This window comes from Achromobacter sp. ACM01 (assembly GCF_014851745.1).
In the GTDB taxonomy this organism is placed as follows: Bacteria; Pseudomonadota; Gammaproteobacteria; order Burkholderiales; family Burkholderiaceae_B; genus Achromobacter; species Achromobacter aegrifaciens.
Window position 1 is genome coordinate 666,405 of record NZ_JACVAF010000002.1, and the last position, 16,919, is coordinate 683,323.

The following is a 16,919-nucleotide window of genomic DNA, read 5'->3' on the forward strand; positions in this document are numbered from 1 at the left end:
CGGTCCTGATCTGGATTTCCAGCCGCCCGGGTCCGTCCTGGCCCGGAGCGGCAACTCAGTCGCCGGACTATTCCGGGAAACGACATATACAAGGGGAAGTACCATGGGATCGCCGTACCGTTGTTGTTTGCAACCCGTCTTGTGGGCCGCGCTGGCGCTAGTGCCGGCCGGCCAGGCCGCGGCCCAGTCCTGGCCGTCGGACACCGTGAAGATCGTGGTGCCGTATCCGCCCGGCACCGAACCCGACGTGCTGGCGCGCGACCTGGGCAACCGCCTCTTCAAAGAGAGCGGCAAGACCGTGGTGGTGGAAAACCGCCCCGGCGCCAACGCCATCATCGGCAGCGATTACGTCGCCAAGGCGGCGGGTGACGGCAATACGCTGCTGATGGTCGACCGCCTGGCGCTCGAGACCAATCCCTTCCTGTACGCCAAGGTGCCGTACCGGTGGCAGGAGGATTTCAAGCCCGTCACCGACCTGGGCCAGGTGCAGCTTTACGTGGCGGTCAGCAATGCCTTTCCGGCCAAGACCTACAAGGAGTTCATGGACTACGCCCGGGCCAATCCGCAACGCATCAACGTCGGCACCGGCGGCCAGGGCCACGTGAACCATCTGGGCATGGCCATGCTGGCCAGCGCCGAAGGCGTGCAGTTCACCTATGTGCCGTTCAAGGGCGTGGCGCCGGCCATGACCGCGACCATGGCTGGCGACGTGGACAGCGTCATGGCTGGCGGCCTGGCGGTGTCGGAACAGTACAAGGCCGGCAAGATCCGCGTGCTGGTCGCCGGCGCTTCGCAGCGGGCGGCGATGATGCCCGACGTGCCGACGCTGCAGGAGGCGGGCGGCAAGGCCGGCAGCATCCCGTCCACGGTCTTTACCCTGTTCGCTCCCGGCAAGACGCCGGACGAGCTGGTGGCGCGGATCAACCAGGCGGTGACGACGGTCACGGCGGATCCGGCGTTTCGCCAGACCTACGAAGCGCGTGGCCTGCTGGTGCGCGGCTCCACGCCCCAGGCCACGCTGGCTGCCATGAAGGAAGAGGCCGGCCGCTATGAAACCCTGATCAAGTCCGCTGGCATCAAGCCGGATTGAGCACGCGTCCCGGCGCCGCCGCGGGTGGCGTCCCGGGACGTGGAAACGCCGGGGCCGGCGCTATAGCGCCGCCAACAGCCGTTCCAGGAATGCATCGCACTCGGCGAGTTGCGCGCGCGAGATGAATTCGTCGGGCTTGTGGGCTTGCGTGATGGATCCCGGACCGCACACCACCACGGGGACGTCCAGGTGCCGGGTGAACAGCCCGCCCTCGGTGCCGAAAGCCACCTTGGTCTTGCCGGTCCCGGCGGGCAGCAGGGATTCCACGAAACGCACGGCCTCGCTGGCCGGGTGCGTGTCCAGCCCCGGATAGGCGTTGATCTGCTCTATCCGGATATCCGCGGCGGGCGCACGCAGGCGCGCCTGATCGCGGATGTCCTCGGCCGCCTGGCGCAAGGGCGCAAGCAGCGCGTCGGGATCGTCCTGGGCCAGATGCCGGATCTCGAAGTCGACCGCGCATTCGTTGGGCACGATGTTCAAGGCGCGTCCGCCGTGGATGCAGCCCGCGTGGACGGTTGCATAGGGCACCTCATAGGCCGGGTCGCGCGCGCCATGGGCTTGCAGCTCGTCCTGCAGGGCGCGCATGGCGCCGACCATGTCGCACGCCAGATGGATGGCGTTCAGCGCCCGCGGCGCCAGCGCGGAATGGCCTTCGAGTCCCTGGCAGACGGCGCGCAAGGCCATCTTGCCCTTATGGCCGGTGGCGATCTGCATGGAGGTCGGTTCTCCCACGATGCACAGCGCGGGCCGGGTGGGCGCCATTTCCATGACGTCCAGCAGCCGGCGCACGCCGACGCAGCCGATCTCCTCGTCGTAGGACAGCGCCAGTTGCAGCGGCCGCCGCAACGGACGCTTGCTGGCCAGCAGCATCGCGTTGACGGCACAGGCCACGAAGCCCTTCATGTCCGCTGCGCCGCGGCCATACAACAGCCCGTCGCGCTCGGTCAGCGCGAAGGGCGGCACGGTCCAGGCCTGTCCGGCGGCGGGCACCACGTCGGTATGTCCCGACAGCAGCACGCCCGGAACATCGGCGGGGCCGACGGACGCGTGCAGGTTGGCGCGGGTGCCGTCGTCGCTGCGCACCAGCGTGCAGGCAATGCCGTGCGCCGCCAGCAGCTCGCGCACGGCCTCGATCAGCGCCAGGTTGGGCGTGAGGGTCACCGTGTCGAAGGCGATCAGGCGCGCCAGCAGCGCCTCGGAAGCGGTAGGCATGGCGTTGCCGCCTCAGCCCGGAATGACCGCCGTCACGTCGATTTCCACCAGCCATTCGGGCCGGGCCAGGGCCGAGACCACGATACCGGTGGAAACGGGGAACACGCCCTTGAGCCAGCGGCCAACCACGTTGTAGACCTCTTCGCGGTAGCGCACGTCGACCAGATAGACGGTGAGCTTGCATATGTGCGAGAGTTCGCTGCCGCATTCCTGCAGCAGCATGGCGACGTTGGCCATGGCTTTTTCGGCCTGGGCGGCCACGTCGCCGACGCCCACCGATTCCCGGGTGTCCAGGTCCTGGCCGATCTGGCCGCGCAGGAACACGGTGTTGCCGGCGATCACGGCTTGGCACAGGTCGTTGTCCAGGCGTTGTTCGGGATAGGTTTGGCGAGTATTGAATTTGCGGATGCGGGTGTGGGCCATATTGAGTCCTGATGCGGTCGGATGGATCTGGCGGCTATCCGGCCGTCAGTGGGGAAGGATCTTGGAAAGAAAACGGCGCGCCTGGGGGCTGGCCGCGTCGCGGAAGAAGCTGTCCGTGGGGCAGTCCTCGATGATGGCGCCGTCTTCCATGAAGACCACGCGATTGGCTACGCGGCGCGCAAAGCCCATCTCATGGGTGACGACCATCATGGTCATGCCTTCCTCGGCCAGCTCCACCATCACGTCCAGCACTTCATTGACCATCTCGGGGTCCAGCGCGGAGGTCGGTTCGTCAAACAGCATGGCCATCGGATCCATCGAGAGCGCGCGGGCGATGGCTACGCGCTGCTGCTGGCCGCCGGACAGCTGGCCCGGATGCTTGCCGGCATGGGCGGACAGGCCCACGCGTTCCAGCAGCGCGCCGGCCTTGGCGCGGGCCGAGCCGATATCCCGCCCCAGCACGATCTGCTGCGCCAGGGTCAGGTTGCGCATGATGTCCAGGTGCGGAAACAGCTCGAAGTGCTGGAACACCATGCCGACCTTGGTGCGCAGCTTGGGCAGGTCGGTGGCGCCCGTCACCGAGGCGCCGTCGATCAGGATGTCGCCTGCCTGGATCGGTTCGAGCGCGTTGACGGTCTTGATGAGGGTGGATTTGCCGGAGCCGGACGGCCCGCAGACCACCACGATCTCGCCCCGGTTCACGCGCGTCGAGCATTGCTTGAGCACCTGGTGGCTGCCGTAGAACTTGTCCACGCCGCGGATTTCGATGATGGGGGCGGGCGCGTTCATTTGTCGTAATGCCCTGCGCGGATGGACGCGCCGATGAGATTGAGGATCAGCCGGCCGGCCGTGATGCAGGAAATCTGGTTCAGGTCCTTTTCGGGCTGGATTTCGACGATGTCCATGCCCACCACGCGGCCCTTGCGCACCAGGCCGTGGATCAGCTTGCGGGCCTGGACGAAGGTGACGCCGCCCGGGGCCGGGCCGGCGACCGCCGGCATGGTGGCGGGATCCATGCCGTCGGCGTCGATGGTCAGGTAGTAATTGCCGCCGTCCGGAATGCGCTCGAGCACCGCGTCCATGCCGATGTCATGCAGTTCGTACGCGGTGACCAGTTCGGCGCCATAGGCGCGCGCCGCTTCCAGCTCTTCGGGGCGGCCGCTGCCCTGGGCGCGCAGGCCGATCTGGATGATGCGGTCCACGTGCGCCATTTCGGAGGCGCGCCGGATAGGGCTGGACAACCCGTCGCGCACGCCGTTGACGTCGTCGCGCCAGTCCAGGTGGGCGTCGATGTGCACCAGCGTGATCGGACCCTGCTGGTCCAGGCCGCGCAGGACGGGCGTGGTGATGCCGTGGTCGCCGCCCAGCACGATGGGCACGGCGCCCGCGGCGGCGATGCGCCGCACCGCGGCCTCGGCGCGTTCATAGTGTTCGCCGCGGGGCTTGGACAGGTCGGGGATGATGTCGCCGCAATCCACGAAGCGGATGTCGTCGCGGCCTTGCAGCAGCGGCCCGTCGATGTCGAAATCGTAGTGGCCGGGGCGGCGCACCACGCGGTCGGTCGCCTGGCGGATCGCCGTGGGCGCATTGGTCTGGTCGTTGCTGAAGTCCGCGGCCGAATAGGGCGAGCCGTAGGGCATGCCCAGCACGGCGACATCGGCCTGCAGATTTTCCAGGTCCAGCGCCAGCGTGGAGTACAGCAGGGTGGGGTGGCCGGTGCGGGGAGGGACCGTATAGGTGCTCATGTTCTCGTTTCCTTGATGGTGGGAGGATCAGGCCTGGCGCGTCTTGCGGCGGACCAGGGTTTCCAGGCGGCGGCCCGTGCCGGCCATCAGCACGCTGCACACCCAGTAGATGAGGGCGGTGGTGCCCAGCACTTCCAGGTAGGCGAAGGTGTTGGCCGTGAGCAGATTGCTCTGGTAAGTCATTTCCGGCAGGCTCATCACCGAGAAGATCGCCGAGTCCTTGAACATCATGATGACCAGGCTGGTGGTGGGCGGGATGAGAAAGCCGAACAGCTGGGGCACGACGATGTGGCGCTGCGTCTGCCAGTAGGTCATGCCCAGCGACAGGGCGGCGCTGGTCTGGCCGCGCGGCACGCTCTTCAACGCGGCGCGCAGCACCTCGCAGAAGTAGCCGCCGGTGTAGAAGGCGGTGCAGCCGATGGCGACCGACATCGCCGAGGCCGGCACCCCCAGCTTGGGCAGGCCGAAGAACGACAGGTACACGAGGATCAGGTACGGGATGTTGCGCACCAGTTCGACGTAGGCCAGGGCCACTGGCCGCAGCAGGCTGCGCGACTGCGCGGCATAGGCCGCGATCGTGCCGATCAGGATGCCCAGCGGAATTCCGATGAGACTGACCAGGGCGGTGATCCGCAGGCCCTTGAGCAGGACCGGGACGGACTGCCCGACGATGGAGAGATCAATGGGCATTGGGCAGCATCCTGGACACGCGGCGCTCGCACAGGCGCGAGGCGGCCGACAGGCAGAAAAGAATGATGAAGTACACCGCGGCCGTCACGGTGAACACCTGCAGCGGCAGGTCGCTTTGCAGCGTGGCGTTGCGCGCCACGGTGGCCAGCTCCGGAACGGCGATGATGGACATCAGCGACGAGGCCTTCAGCAGTATGGTGAGTTCGCTGGTCAGGGGCGGGATGGCGCGGTAGAACACCTGCGGCAGCAGCACGTGGCGCCAGATCTGCCGGCTGCGCATGCCCAGCGCGCGCGCGGCCGCCACCTGGCCGGGCGACAGCGTGCCCAGCGCCCCGCGCAGGATCTCGACGATGTAGGCGCTGGTGTTACAGGCCAGCGCGCCGATCCCGGCCGCCAGCGGCGACACGGAGATGCCCAGCAGGGGCGGCACCACGTAGTAGGCGATCAGCATATGGATGAGCGCGGGCGTGCCGCGTATGGCGCTGACCCAGAACATGACCAGCCCGCGCAAGGGCGCGTAGGGGGACAGGCGCGCCAGCAGCAGCGCGACCCCCAGGCAGATGCCGATGGCGAACGCCGCCACCGATGCCGCCAGGGTGATCGCCGTGCCCGAGACGACGCCGTGCAGGAACGGCGCCAGGGCGCCGTTCTGATTCAACCAATCCAGCATGGGAGGTCCGCCTAGATCGCGCCGTCAGGCAGGTAGTTGGCGCGCGGCGTGTCCATGGGGGCGCCGAACCACTTCTTCTGCAGCTCCAGCAGTTGGTTGCTGGCGCGCAGTTCGTCGAAGGTGTCGTTGATGAACTGGCGGATCTCCAGGTCCTTGGGGTTGGCGACCCATGCCAGCAGCTTGGCCTGGCCGATCTCGCCGGCGATGCGGAACGCTCCCGGCTGCTTGCGCATCTGCACGGCCGCGATGTTCGAGGGCATCAGCGCCACGTCCACGGTCTTGTTGGCCAAGGCGTTGGAGACGTCCGGGTAGGCCTGGAACAGCTTGGTGTCGGCATAGCCCTTGCCGTTCTTTTCCTTCAGCCGCTTTTCGAATTCTTCGGCCACCGGCTGGGAAGACGAGCCCATCTGGGTCCCGATGATCTTGCCGGCGATATCCATGCCCTGCTTGATGGACGCATCGTCCACCCGCACCATCAGCACCGAACGCACCACGCCCACGGGCTGGGTGAAGGCGAAGCGGCGGGCGCGTTCGGGGGTGATGCCCACGCTGGTCGCGACAAAATCGAACTTGCGCGACATCAGGCCCGGCAACAGACCCTGGAACGGCAGGTTCATCTGTTCCAGCTGCACGCCGAGCTTGGCCGCCATCAGCTGGAGCACGTCGTGCCCATAGCCCACGACCTTGCCGTTCTCGACGAATTCGAACGGTTCGTAGGCGGCTTCTGTGCCCACGGTCAGCTTGCCGCGCTTCTTGATGTCGGCCAGCGATCCGCCCTCGGCGTAGGACAGCGAGGGCAGGGCCAGCGCGGCCCCGGCTGCGAGCGTAGTCGCGACAAAACGCCTTCTGGACAGGTTCTGCATGATTTTTCCCTTGTATGTCGTCATGGTTCCGGCACTGGGCCGGCGGATATCCCTTGCGGAATGTGCCGGGGTCTGCGCCCCTGGACGCCAGTGCTGGACCCACTGTATCTGCCGGGTTGGGTTGTGAAAAATGATTTTTTTAGTGGTATGGTTTCGAAAACCGATACCTTTTCAGAGCCGCCGCCTTGTCCCGTCCCGAGTTCACCGAACGCGACCTGCGTTCCCTGCGGATCTTCTGCGCCGTGGCCCAGGCCAACGGCTTCGCGGCGGCGGAAAAACAGCTGCATATGTCCAAGGCGTCCATCAGCCGGCACGTGCGCGAGGTCGAGGAAACCCTGGGCGTGCGGCTGTGCGACCGCGGCCCCTCGGGCTTTGAACTCACGCAAGCTGGCAAGGTCGCCCTGGAGCTGGCCCGCGATGCCCTGAAATCGCTGGAGCGGATCCGTCCCGAAATCGACGCGGTGCGCGGCGTGCTGTCGGGCACCCTGTCCATCGGCATGGTCGAGCACGTCATCACCGACGCCGACTGCCATATCCCGGAAGCCCTGGCGGCCATGCGCGTCGAGGCGCCCGACGTCAAGGTCGAACTCACCGTCATGACCTTCAACGAGCTGGACCAGGCGCTGCGCGAGCGGCGGGTGCAGGTCGCCATCCGCGGCATGTACCGGCGGGAAAGCGGCTTCAACTATCAGCGGCTGTTCATCGAGCGCCACCAGATCTTCGTGGCGCGCGGCAGCGTGCGCCAGGCCCGCGACCTGCCGCTGGTCTACCGTTCGCACCCATTCGTGCACGACGCGCTGGGCGTTTACGGCTTTGCCCGCGGGCCGGAGGCCACCGGGCTGGAGGCCATCGCCATGCTGGTGTCGTCCGGTCACTGCGTGGGCCTGCTGCCCGCCCACTACGCAGATTCGGTCTCGCGCCGCCACGCCCTGACCCGCCTGCCGGGCGGACCCACCTACGAAAACACCCTCTGCGCAATCACCGAGGTGTCGCGCCCGGGCTCGCGCGCCGTGGAACTGTTCCTGCGCCTGCTGGAGCGTTTCCACCCGGCGCAATAGCGCACGCCAGCCCGGGTCCGCGCCCGCGGTCGCGGGGGAGGCTAAAATACCGGCTCGCGGCTTTTTGACTGGCCATTCCGGCATTCTTCATTCTTGCGCCCGGCGCATCCATAACGATGAAAAAACTGACAGCTGTACTCCTCGCTTCCGCAACCGCGCTGCTGACCGCTTGCGGTCCCAGCGACAATGCGCCCGCCGCCAGCGCGCAGGCGCCTGCCGCCGCCAAGAAGGTCGTGGTTGGCCTGGATGACAACTTCCCGCCGATGGGTTTCCGCGATTCGAACAACCAGATCGTCGGTTTTGACATCGACATGGCCAAGGAAGCCAGCAAGCGCCTGGGCCTGGAAGTGGAGTTCAAGCCCATCGACTGGAGCGCCAAGGAAGCCGAACTCAACGGCAAGCGCGTCGACGTGCTGTGGAACGGCCTGACCATCACCGAAGAGCGCAAGAAGAACATCAGCTTCACCGCGCCCTACATGGCCAACCACCAGATCATCATCGTCGGCAACGCCTCGCCCGTGAAGCTCAAGGCTGACCTGGCAGGCAAGGTCGTGGGCGCCCAGGACGGCAGCAGCGCCACCGACGCCATCGCCAAGGACCCGGTCGCCGCCCAGATCAAGGAAGTCAAGAAGTTCGGCGACAACGTCACCGCGCTGATGGACCTGGCCGCCGGCCGCCTGGACGCCATCGTGGTGGACGAAGTGGTGGGCCGCTACCTGATCAGCAAGCGCGCCGGCGAATACCGCGTCCTGGACGAGAACTTCGGCACCGAAGACTACGGCGTCGGCGTGCGCAAGGACGACACCGAGCTGCTGGGCAAGCTGGACAAGACCCTGGACTCGATGAAGCAGGACGGCACCGCCGGCCGCATCGCCACCCAGTGGTTCGGCGCCAACATCATCAAGTAAGGGGCGGGCGGCGTCCGCGGCCATTGGGCCCGGGCGTCCCGGCCTGTATTTCGCAGCCCGCCGCGGCGCCATGCGCCAGGCGGGCTTACTCATGAAACGATCTTGCCCTGGCGTCCGCGGACGCTGACGGCGCGAACCCAAGCATGGACTACGTACTCTCCCTATTGGGGCCACTGGCGCAAGGCGCGAAAGTCACCTTGACGCTGTTTTTCATCACGCTGGCGCTGGCCGTCCCGCTGGGCCTGGTGCTGGCGCTGGTGCGGATTTCCAAATGGCGGCTGGCCAGCAGCCTGGTCAACGGTTACATCTGGCTCATGCGCGGCACGCCGCTGATGCTGCAGATGCTGTTCATCTACTTCGCGCTGCCGTTCGTGCCTGTGATCGGCATCCGTCTGCCGGACTTTCCCGCCGCCGTGGTGGCCTTCGCGCTGAACTACGCGGCCTATTTCGCCGAGATCTTCCGCGCCGGCATCCAGTCGGTGGACCGCGGCCAGTACGAGGGCAGCAAGGTCCTGGGCATGACCTATCTGCAGACCCTGCGCCGCATCGTGCTGCCGCAGATGGTGCAGCGGGTGCTGCCGCCCATGAGCAACGAGACCATCACGCTGGTCAAGGACACCTCTCTCATCTACGTGCTGGCGCTCAACGACATCCTGCGCACCGCGCGCGGCATCGTGCAGCGCGACTTCACGACCACGCCGTTCCTGGTTGCCGCCGCCTTCTATCTCATCATGACGCTGATCCTGACGTGGTTCTTCCAGCACATGGAAAAGCGCTATGCCAAATATGACCAGTAATTCTCCGTCCGCGCGTCCCGTCATGATCGAGGCCCGCGAGATCATCAAATCCTTCGGCTCCAACCGCGTGCTGGACCGGGTATCGCTCAGCCTGGGCCAGGGCGAGGTGGTCGCCGTGATCGGGCCGTCCGGTTCCGGCAAGAGCACCTTCCTGCGCTGCCTGAACCACCTGGAAACCATAGACGAGGGCAGCATCGAGGTCGAAGGCGAGGCCATGGCCCGCGCCGTGCCGGGCGCACGCAGCCAGTACGCCAGCGACGCCGACGTGCGCCGTATCTGCCGCAAGATGGGCATGGTGTTCCAGTCGTTCAACCTGTTCCCGCACATGACCGTGCTGCAGAACATCATCGAGGCGCCCATCACCGTCAAGGGGATGAGCCGCGCCCAGATCGTTCCCAAGGCGGAAGAGCTGCTGCGCAAGGTCGGCCTGCTGAACAAGCGCGACAACTATCCGACGCGCCTGTCCGGCGGCCAGAAGCAGCGCGTGGCGATCGCCCGCGCGCTGGCCATGGAGCCGGACATCATGTTGTTCGACGAGCCCACCTCGGCGCTGGACCCGGAACTGACCGGCGAAGTGCTGCGCACCATGAAGCAGCTGGCCGACGAACGCATGACCATGCTGGTCGTCACTCATGAAATGGGCTTTGCGCGCGAAGTCGCGCACCGGGTCATCTTCATGGACGAAGGCCGCATCATCGAGGAAGCGCCTTCGGCGGATTTCTTCCGCGCCCCGCAAGAGGCGCGCAGCCGCGAGTTCCTGGCGCATATGCTCTGAGGCGTCTGCGTTGCAGGACAAGGCCCGCTCAGGCGGGCTTTTTCATTTCTCAGCGGTGCTTGTCATTGCCGGGAGGTGCCCAGGGAAGAGCAGACCGTCTCTGCGATGAGCGCAAAGGGCAGCTTCTGGGCGCTGCGCGGGAGCTGGGCGGAACGGAAGCCGTCGGCCAGCCAGTCCTCCACGGTATGTTCCGGCCGCTCTTGCGGGGAGGCCGCCGCCACCGTCTTGGGTACGGAGATGGCAAGCAACAAGGACTCCTTTTTCGCGTAGTACCTGGCGGTGGAGGAAAAGCCTTCTGGTCCGTAGTCGGTGATGCTGCCGCCGATCCACAACTCGATGTCGATGGTCTGCAGGCCGGTGACCTCCAGGTCGGCCAGCGCGGACTTCAGCCTGGGTCGCAGCAGGACGATTCCCGCGAGCCAGGCCACGCCGGCCTCGGGGCCGCCCATTTTTCCACTCAAGGAAACTTCCATTGACACTCCTGAAAAGCTAGCGCGCGCGCCGGGGTACGACCATGGGGCTGCCAGTCTCGGGGTCTGGCATGACGCGGCAATCCAGATCGTAGACTAGGCGCATCATGTCCTCGGTCACGACCGAAGCGGCATCGCCGTGCGCCGCGATGCGCCCATCGCGCATCATCACGATCCTTTCGGCGTAGCGCAAGGCCAGGTTGAGGTCGTGCAGCACCACCACCAAGGTGCGCCCGGTGCGGTGCAGCCGGCCGCACAGCTCCAGCAGGTCCAGCTGATGGCGGATGTCGAGGAACGTGGTGGGTTCGTCTAGCAGCATGATGTCGGCTTCCTGGGCTAGCACCAACGCCAGCCAGACGCGTTGGCGCTGGCCGCCGGAAAGCGTGTGCACAGGCTCTGCCGCAAGGCCGTCCAGATCGGTCGCCGCCAGGGCGGCGTCGACGGCGCTGGCGTCCGCCGTCGACCATTGCCGCAACAGGGACTGATGCGGATAGCGGCCGCGGGCGACCAGGTCGCGCACGGTGACCATCTCGGGCGCAACCGGGTTCTGCGGCAAGTAGGCCAGGCGGCGCGCCACCGCTTTTCGGCGCAAGCTGGCGAGGTCGGCGCCGTCGAGCAGGGCATGGCCATGGCCGGGACGCAGGGCGCCGCCCAACACGCGCAAGAGCGTGGATTTGCCGCAGCCGTTGGGGCCCAGGATCACGGTGAACGAGGCCGGCGCAATGTCCAGCGTCAAGCCGTCCAGCACGCGGCGGGCGCCGTAGGACAGGCTGACGTCCCGGAGCTGGAGGACGGGCGTGGGCATTGCGGAAGTCACGTCGAGACCTTGTGCCATTCGAGCAGCAGCAGAAATGCGAGATAGAGGCCGCCGATCCCGGCGGTAAGAACGCCTACCGGCAAGCCGTTGGCCCCAGCGGAACGCGACAGCAGATCGGCACCCGCCAACAGCACGGCGCCGGTCAATGCGGCCAACAGCGGTTGCGGGCCGCTAGCCGGGACGCAGCGGCGCGCGATCTGCGGGGCCGCCAGCGCGATGAAGGCGATGGGACCGGCCACGCTGACGGCCGCGGCGGTGGCCAGCACGGCCAGCAGCGTCGCCGCCAGCCGGCTGGGTCCGGGTGCGATGCCCAAGGCGTGCGCCACATCGTCGCCCATTTCCAGCAGCCGAAGGCGCGCGCCCAGGCCGAGCGCCAAGGGCAGCAACACCGCGCAGGCGGCGCCGATCAGAGCGACATCGTTCCAGGTTTTGCCGGCCAGATTGCCGTTGAGCCAGGTTGCGGCCAGATGCGCCTGTTCGCGGCGCAGGTTGGAAAGGCCGTATTGCACGAAGGCGAAGGCGATGGCGGCCACCGCAATGCCGGCGACCACCATGCGATGGGGCGCGGAGAACCCGGCGCCGGATCCGAACCAGACGCCCGCCGTCGCCAGCAGCGCGCCGCCCGCGGCGCCCCAGGCTAGCGGCATCGCCCCCGGCCAGACCATCGTCACCGCCACCGCGCCTGCGGAGGCGCCCGCGGTGAGGCCGATGATGTCGGGGCTGCCCAGCGGGTTGCGGGTAATGCTTTGGAACAGTGCGCCCGACAGGGCCAGCGCGGCGCCGGCGCCAAGCGCGGCCACGGCGCGGGGAAGCCTGACGGTATAGACCAGCCAGTGCTCGACCGCCGTGCCGCCGCCCGCCAGGATGCGCCCCATCCGGGACCAGGCGGGTCCTTGCTCTCCCGCCAACAGGGCGCCGGCAATCGACGCAACGGCCAGCGCCGTCAGCAACAAGGCGTAGGCCAGCGCGCGTGGCGAGTAGGGCAGCGACAGCCAGGTGCCCACGCGCAACGTGCGCCGCTGGCCGCTCATGGGCGGCTCCCGGGCTGGCGGTGCAAGGCCGCCAGCAGGAACGGCGCGCCGAGGAACGCGGCCACCACGCCGGTCAGCAACTCTGCCGGCGCGCGCAGCAGGCGCGCCAGGACGTCGGCCGCGAGCATCAGGATGGGGCCCAGCAGCAGGCAGTAGACGAGTTGCCAGCGCAGGTCGGGACCGCCGATACGGCGGGCGATATGCGGAACGGCCAGGCCGACGAAGGCGATGGGACCCGCGGCAGCGGTGGCGGCGGCGGCCAGGACGGCCACGCCGAGCAGGCCCAGCGCGCGGTACCACCCGGCACGCACGCCGAGCGCCCGGGCAAGCGCCTGCCCCAGCGCCAGGACGTTCAGGGGCCGGGCCAGCGCCAGCGCCAGCAGCAGGCCGGCGCCGATGTAGGGGGCGGCGCGGGCCGCTTCGGCCATGGAGCGTCCCGCCAGCGAGCCCACGGCCCAGAATCGATAGGCGTCGAAAATGTCCTCGCGCAGCAGGGCCACGGCCTGCACGTAGGCGAACAGCACCGCGTTGACCGCCGCGCCGGCCAGGATCAAACGCACCGGCTGCAGGCCCCGGCCGCCCGCGCCGATCAGGTATACGGCCACTGCCGCGGCCAGTGCGCCGGGCAGGGCCGCCCAGAACGGATGCGCCGGCAGGCCGCCGAGCGCGAGGGCGGCAGTCACGATGGAGGCGGCGGCGCCGGCGTTGACGCCCAACAGCCCGGGCTCTGCCAGCGGATTGCGGGTCAGGGCCTGGATCAGCGCGCCGGCCACGGCCAGCGCCGCCCCGGTCAGCACGGCCAGCAAGGTGCGCGGCACGCGCGAGGCGACCACCAGGGCGGCGTAACTGTCATCGGGCCGGAACAGGGCTTGCCAGACCGAGCCGGGCGACAGGTTGCGTGAACCGAGCCAGAGGCTGCCCAGGATGGCGGCGGCGAGCAGCAGACAGGCCGCGCCCAGGCCGGCGGCACGGGACGGCTTATTCATGCTGGGCGCCGGGTCCGGCTTCGGCCCGCTCGGCTGCCGCGGCCAAGGCCGGCGCCAGCCTGCCCAGCATCCAGGCCACGGCCAGCGGCGTGCCCGAGGACGAGGCCATGATCAGCGCCGGGTCGCTCAGCGCCACGTAGGCGCCGCGCCTCACGGCGGGGATGGAGGCGTACAGCGGCAGCGCCGCGGTCCGATCGCGTTCCTGGGGGGTATAGAACCAGGACACGAGCACGTCGACGTCGCCCAGCGCATCGGCATGCTCGAAACCCAGGTAGTGGGCGAAATGGCCGGCGCTGGCGTGCAGGCCCTGCATGGACGGCGCCAGTTTCAGGCCCATGGCGGCAATCGTGTCCACGCGCGGATCCCCCGCCACATAGGCCGCGAAATTGCCCGAACCCAGGTCGGCCCGCACATAGGCGAAGGTCTTGCCGGCCAGCACGGGGTGGTCTTGTGCGGCCTGCGCCAGTGTGCCGCCGATCTGCGCCTTGAGCACCGCAGCCTGTTCGCGCCGGCCCAGCGCGGCGGCGATCAGGTCGATCTGGGTATCCACCGGAGTCAGGAATGGCTGCTCCGGATAGGCCACCACCGGCACCAGCCGCGACAGCTGTGCATACGCTTCGGCGCTGACCCCGGAAAAAGGCGCCAGCACGACGTCCGGCCGCAGCGCGACGATGGCTTCGACGTCCAGCTCCGGAAACATGGCGATGGCCTGCGGCAGCGGTGCGCCGCGGGCCTCGATCGCGGCGCGCACCCAGGGCCAGTAGTGGTCGGCGTCGCCGCCCCAGTCGGCGCGGCCCACGCCCACCGGCACCACACCCAGCGACAGCGCCAGATCGTCGGCGCCCAGGCCCAGCGTGACCACGCGCTTGGGCGGCGCCGCGATGACGGCCCGTCCCAGGGCGCCGTCTATCGTGACCGGAAAACCATCGGCCTGGGCGACCGGCGGCGTTGGCGCGGCCGGCGCGTCGGCGGCGCGGTCGCAGGCCGCCAGGGCGAGCGCGGCCAGGCAGGCTGCCCCGGCCCGCAGAATTGCATGCTTGAAACGAGGAAGACTAAGACGCATCGTGCCGGCAGTTTCTCCGATCAATATTGGGCCCTGAGCGTCAGCATCACGTTGCGGGGCGCGCCCCACCAGCCCTGGCTGAAGAAGCCGATCTGGTCGTAATACTTCTTGTCGAACAGGTTGTTGACGTTGAGAGTGGCCGAGACCTGTTTGCTGAACTCGTAGCGCGCCATCAGGTTCGCCAGCATGTAGCTGCCTTGTTCCACTTCCACGTTGCCGCGCGGGCTGGCGGCGGACTGGTACATGCGGCTTTGCCAGTCCACGCCGCCGCCGACCGTCAGCCGGTTCAGGTCGCCGGGCAGGCGATAGGTGGTGTAGAGCTTGAACAGGCTACGCGGATGGCTGGTGTTGATGGGCTTGCCGTCGGCGGCCTTGGCGGTGAAGTGCGTGTAGCTGGCCGCGATGTTCCAGTTGGGCATGATCTGCCCGGTGGTTTCGAGTTCGAAGCCCTCGACTTTGGCGCCGGATACGGCGCGGTAGGCCTGCGTGCCGGGCATGCCTATGACCGACTCGCCGGGAATGGCCTGGGCCAGGTTGTTCTGGCGAGTCTGGTACAGCGATACGGCCGCGTCGAGCAGGCCGTCCAGGTAGGAAGCCTTCAGGCCGATCTCGTAGCTCTTGCCGTCGATCGGCGGCAGGATGGAACCGCTGGGCGAGCGTGCGTTCTGCGGCTGGAAGATCTCGGTGTAGCTGGCGTAGGCCGTGTAGGTCTTGTTGATGTCGTAGATCAGGCCGGCGTAGGGCGTGAACTGGTCGTTGATCTTGTATTGCCGCTTGCTGCCGAAGTAGGTCTGGTTCGTCTCCCAATTGCTCCAGCGTCCGCCCACGATCAGGTGCAGCGGATCGGCCAGCGAAAACCGGCCCACGGCGTAGGTTCCGGTCTGCTTGACCCGCATGTCGTCCGCTGGCGTCTTGCGGCTGGACCAGGCCGGTTCGGCGATATGGTCCTGGCGCCAGTCGAAGAAGCTGCCGATGGCGGGCTTGGCGCCGACCATGAGGTACTGGCCGATGTCGCTGTGGTCGTTCACGCTCATCCAGCCCAGGGCCAGTTCGTGCTTGCGGCCGAACAGCTGGAACGGGCCCGACAGCGTCAGGTTGATATCGTCGCGCGAGCGGTCGCCATCGTAGTTGTTGAAGCTGCTGCTCATGCCCGTGCCACTGGTCCGGTCCGGATAGCCGCCGCGGTAAAGCTGCTTCATGCGGTACTCGCCCTCATTGTGGCTATAGGCGGCGCGCGCCTTCCAGTCATTGGCGAAGCGGTGGCTCAGGTCCACGAAGGTGGTGGTCGATTCGGTATCGATGCGCGCCCAGCGCGTATTGTTGGCCACGGACCGGTTGAAGTCGGTGCGCGAGCCATCCGAATAGAACAGCGGGAAACCGCTGCCGAAGCCGTTGCCCTGGTTGCGCTGATACTCCAAGCCGACGGTGAGCAGCGTGTCGGGCGTGAGGTCGGCGCTGATGACGCCGTACAGCGTGCGCTTGCGCGAATCCAGGAAGGTGACGTAGCTGTCGCCCTGGCTGTAGGCGGCGACGAAGCGCGAGCGGACGCGTCCGTTCTCCGTCAGCGGCACCGACAGGTCGGCGTCGCCGCGCACGTAGTCCCAGCTGCCGGCGCTGGCGCTGCCGGACAGCGCGAACTCGCGCAGCGGCTTCTTGCGGATGAAGTTCACCGCGGCGGACGGATTGCCCGAGCCGGTCATCAGGCCGGTGGCGCCGCGCACGATTTCCACGCGGTCGTAGATGGCGGCGTCCATGTCGGTGGAGCCATAGTTCCATTGGCTCAGGATCGGGGCGTTCAGGCCGTCGAACTGGAAGTTGTCTATCGCGAAGCCGCGTGCCGAGAACGACAGGCGGTTGCTGTCGCTGCGCGTGACCGAGATGCCGGGCGCGCTGGCCAGGATGGAACCGGTGTCCTGCAGTCCCTGGTCCTCGATCTGCTGGCGGGTCACCACGCTGACCGATTGCGGGGTCTCCCGCGGCGACAGCGTCAGGCCGGTCGCGGTGCTCATGGCCTCGGTGTTGTAGGCATGGGTGCCTTCGGTGGTGCCGGGTATGCCGGCGCCCCGAACCGTGACGGCCGGGAGCTCGGCGGGCTGGTCGGCGCCGGATGAGACGCTGGATTGCGCGTTGGCGGCGTGGTAGGGCAAGGCTGAGCACAGCAAGGCCGCGCGGACGGCCAGGGCAAGCAGATTCGCCCGGCGCGGAAGCGCGCGCGGCGGGGACAGTGCGGGGGACATGAACACAAGCTCCGGCTGAAAAATTTGGTAATGAGAATTATTGTTTTTGCTGGAGACTTGAATGTATGCCGGAAGATGCGATGC

The 16,919-nt window shown here is 67.6% G+C and carries 18 protein-coding genes; 5 read left to right on the forward strand and 13 right to left on the reverse strand.

From position 1 onward, the window contains the following. Positions 1-127 precede the first annotated feature (127 nt). Positions 128-1,090, forward strand: a complete 963-nt coding sequence (locus IB268_RS11530) for a tripartite tricarboxylate transporter substrate binding protein (protein ID WP_225591357.1) — start codon at positions 128-130, stop codon at positions 1,088-1,090. 60 nt (positions 1,091-1,150) lie between these two features. On the opposite strand, the gene argE is transcribed toward IB268_RS11530, so the two are convergent. Genes argE through IB268_RS11565 form a run of 7 tightly spaced genes read right to left on the reverse strand, consistent with a single transcriptional unit; the run spans position 1,151 to position 6,693 of the window. Next, positions 1,151-2,302 (reverse strand): acetylornithine deacetylase, encoded by a 1,152-nt coding sequence (gene argE, locus IB268_RS11535; RefSeq protein ID WP_175213331.1) that lies wholly within the window; start codon positions 2,300-2,302, stop codon positions 1,151-1,153. Positions 2,303-2,314: 12 nt separating this feature from the next. Beyond that, complete coding sequence (locus IB268_RS11540; protein WP_119451512.1) at positions 2,315-2,725, reverse strand: RidA family protein; 411 nt, start codon at positions 2,723-2,725, stop codon at positions 2,315-2,317. A 45-nt stretch (positions 2,726-2,770) separates the two neighbouring features. Next, complete coding sequence (locus IB268_RS11545) at positions 2,771-3,496, reverse strand: amino acid ABC transporter ATP-binding protein (RefSeq protein ID WP_054454887.1); 726 nt, start codon at positions 3,494-3,496, stop codon at positions 2,771-2,773. Between the two features lie 14 nt (positions 3,497-3,510). Beyond that, complete coding sequence (locus IB268_RS11550) at positions 3,511-4,470, reverse strand: agmatinase (RefSeq protein WP_054454560.1); 960 nt, start codon at positions 4,468-4,470, stop codon at positions 3,511-3,513. 27 nt (positions 4,471-4,497) lie between these two features. Continuing rightward, positions 4,498-5,160, reverse strand: coding sequence for an amino acid ABC transporter permease (locus tag IB268_RS11555; protein WP_088140317.1), 663 nt, complete (start codon positions 5,158-5,160; stop codon positions 4,498-4,500). Then, the gene (locus IB268_RS11560) at positions 5,150-5,830 is read right to left on the reverse strand and encodes an amino acid ABC transporter permease (RefSeq protein WP_054454554.1); all 681 of its coding nucleotides are present in this window, start codon (positions 5,828-5,830) and stop codon (positions 5,150-5,152) included. Before IB268_RS11560 ends, IB268_RS11555 begins: the two co-directional genes overlap by 11 nt. 11 nt (positions 5,831-5,841) lie before the next feature. Continuing rightward, on the reverse strand, positions 5,842-6,693 hold the full coding sequence (locus IB268_RS11565) for a transporter substrate-binding domain-containing protein (protein ID WP_192354268.1): 852 nt from the start codon (positions 6,691-6,693) through the stop codon (positions 5,842-5,844). Positions 6,694-6,878: 185 nt separating this feature from the next. On the opposite strand from IB268_RS11565, the gene IB268_RS11570 reads away from it, so the two are divergent. The 4 genes from IB268_RS11570 (at position 6,879) to IB268_RS11585 (ending at position 10,231) form a co-directional block, all read left to right on the forward strand. Beyond that, a complete protein-coding gene (locus IB268_RS11570) occupies positions 6,879-7,751 on the forward strand; it encodes a LysR family transcriptional regulator (protein ID WP_054454549.1) in 873 nt (290 codons plus the stop codon). A gap of 116 nt (positions 7,752-7,867) precedes the next feature. Further along, positions 7,868-8,659, forward strand: coding sequence for an amino acid ABC transporter substrate-binding protein (locus IB268_RS11575; protein ID WP_054454547.1), 792 nt, complete (start codon positions 7,868-7,870; stop codon positions 8,657-8,659). Positions 8,660-8,802: 143 nt separating this feature from the next. Next, positions 8,803-9,456 carry an amino acid ABC transporter permease gene (locus IB268_RS11580; RefSeq protein WP_054454544.1) on the forward strand — a complete coding sequence of 218 codons (654 nt, stop codon included), beginning with the start codon at positions 8,803-8,805 and terminating at the stop codon, positions 9,454-9,456. 22 nt (positions 9,457-9,478) lie between these two features. Next, positions 9,479-10,231 carry an amino acid ABC transporter ATP-binding protein gene (locus tag IB268_RS11585; protein ID WP_192354463.1) on the forward strand — a complete coding sequence of 251 codons (753 nt, stop codon included), beginning with the start codon at positions 9,479-9,481 and terminating at the stop codon, positions 10,229-10,231. A gap of 62 nt (positions 10,232-10,293) precedes the next feature. Here the strand turns inward: IB268_RS11585 and IB268_RS11590 are convergent, their stop codons facing one another. From IB268_RS11590 to IB268_RS11615, 6 genes are read right to left on the reverse strand one after another with little or no spacing between them, the layout of a single operon-like run. After that, positions 10,294-10,704: a hypothetical protein gene (locus IB268_RS11590; RefSeq protein WP_192354269.1), complete on the reverse strand. Its 411-nt coding sequence runs from the start codon at positions 10,702-10,704 to the stop codon at positions 10,294-10,296. A 16-nt stretch (positions 10,705-10,720) separates the two neighbouring features. Beyond that, entirely contained in the window at positions 10,721-11,506 is a 786-nt protein-coding gene (locus tag IB268_RS11595) for an ABC transporter ATP-binding protein (protein WP_225591358.1), read from the reverse strand. Between the two features lie 8 nt (positions 11,507-11,514). Further along, the gene (locus IB268_RS11600) at positions 11,515-12,549 is read right to left on the reverse strand and encodes an iron chelate uptake ABC transporter family permease subunit (protein ID WP_175180903.1); all 1,035 of its coding nucleotides are present in this window, start codon (positions 12,547-12,549) and stop codon (positions 11,515-11,517) included. Continuing rightward, the gene (locus IB268_RS11605) at positions 12,546-13,535 is read right to left on the reverse strand and encodes an iron ABC transporter permease (protein ID WP_054454533.1); all 990 of its coding nucleotides are present in this window, start codon (positions 13,533-13,535) and stop codon (positions 12,546-12,548) included. The genes IB268_RS11600 and IB268_RS11605 overlap by 4 nt, the downstream gene beginning before the upstream one ends. Continuing rightward, positions 13,528-14,598, reverse strand: coding sequence for an ABC transporter substrate-binding protein (locus tag IB268_RS11610; protein WP_175180904.1), 1,071 nt, complete (start codon positions 14,596-14,598; stop codon positions 13,528-13,530). Before IB268_RS11610 ends, IB268_RS11605 begins: the two co-directional genes overlap by 8 nt. 20 nt (positions 14,599-14,618) lie before the next feature. Further along, complete coding sequence (locus IB268_RS11615) at positions 14,619-16,835, reverse strand: TonB-dependent siderophore receptor (RefSeq protein ID WP_082401008.1); 2,217 nt, start codon at positions 16,833-16,835, stop codon at positions 14,619-14,621. Between the last annotated feature and the right edge of the window lie 84 nt (positions 16,836-16,919).

Coding starts and splice junctions, on each gene's coding strand:
- argE (WP_175213331.1), bottom strand. CDS start 2,302: ATGCCTACCGCTTCCGAGGCGCTGCTGGCGCGCCTGATCGCCTTCGAC.
- IB268_RS11540 (WP_119451512.1), bottom strand. CDS start 2,725: ATGGCCCACACCCGCATCCGCAAATTCAATACTCGCCAAACCTATCCC.
- IB268_RS11550 (WP_054454560.1), bottom strand. CDS start 4,470: ATGAGCACCTATACGGTCCCTCCCCGCACCGGCCACCCCACCCTGCTG.
- IB268_RS11555 (WP_088140317.1), bottom strand. CDS start 5,160: ATGCCCATTGATCTCTCCATCGTCGGGCAGTCCGTCCCGGTCCTGCTC.
- IB268_RS11560 (WP_054454554.1), bottom strand. CDS start 5,830: ATGCTGGATTGGTTGAATCAGAACGGCGCCCTGGCGCCGTTCCTGCAC.
- IB268_RS11565 (WP_192354268.1), bottom strand. CDS start 6,693: ATGCAGAACCTGTCCAGAAGGCGTTTTGTCGCGACTACGCTCGCAGCC.
- IB268_RS11575 (WP_054454547.1), top strand. CDS start 7,868: ATGAAAAAACTGACAGCTGTACTCCTCGCTTCCGCAACCGCGCTGCTG.
- IB268_RS11580 (WP_054454544.1), top strand. CDS start 8,803: ATGGACTACGTACTCTCCCTATTGGGGCCACTGGCGCAAGGCGCGAAA.
- IB268_RS11585 (WP_192354463.1), top strand. CDS start 9,479: ATGATCGAGGCCCGCGAGATCATCAAATCCTTCGGCTCCAACCGCGTG.
- IB268_RS11590 (WP_192354269.1), bottom strand. CDS start 10,704: ATGGAAGTTTCCTTGAGTGGAAAAATGGGCGGCCCCGAGGCCGGCGTG.
- IB268_RS11595 (WP_225591358.1), bottom strand. CDS start 11,506: ATGCCCACGCCCGTCCTCCAGCTCCGGGACGTCAGCCTGTCCTACGGC.
- IB268_RS11600 (WP_175180903.1), bottom strand. CDS start 12,549: ATGAGCGGCCAGCGGCGCACGTTGCGCGTGGGCACCTGGCTGTCGCTG.
- IB268_RS11605 (WP_054454533.1), bottom strand. CDS start 13,535: ATGAATAAGCCGTCCCGTGCCGCCGGCCTGGGCGCGGCCTGTCTGCTG.
- IB268_RS11610 (WP_175180904.1), bottom strand. CDS start 14,598: ATGCGTCTTAGTCTTCCTCGTTTCAAGCATGCAATTCTGCGGGCCGGG.
- IB268_RS11615 (WP_082401008.1), bottom strand. CDS start 16,835: ATGTCCCCCGCACTGTCCCCGCCGCGCGCGCTTCCGCGCCGGGCGAAT.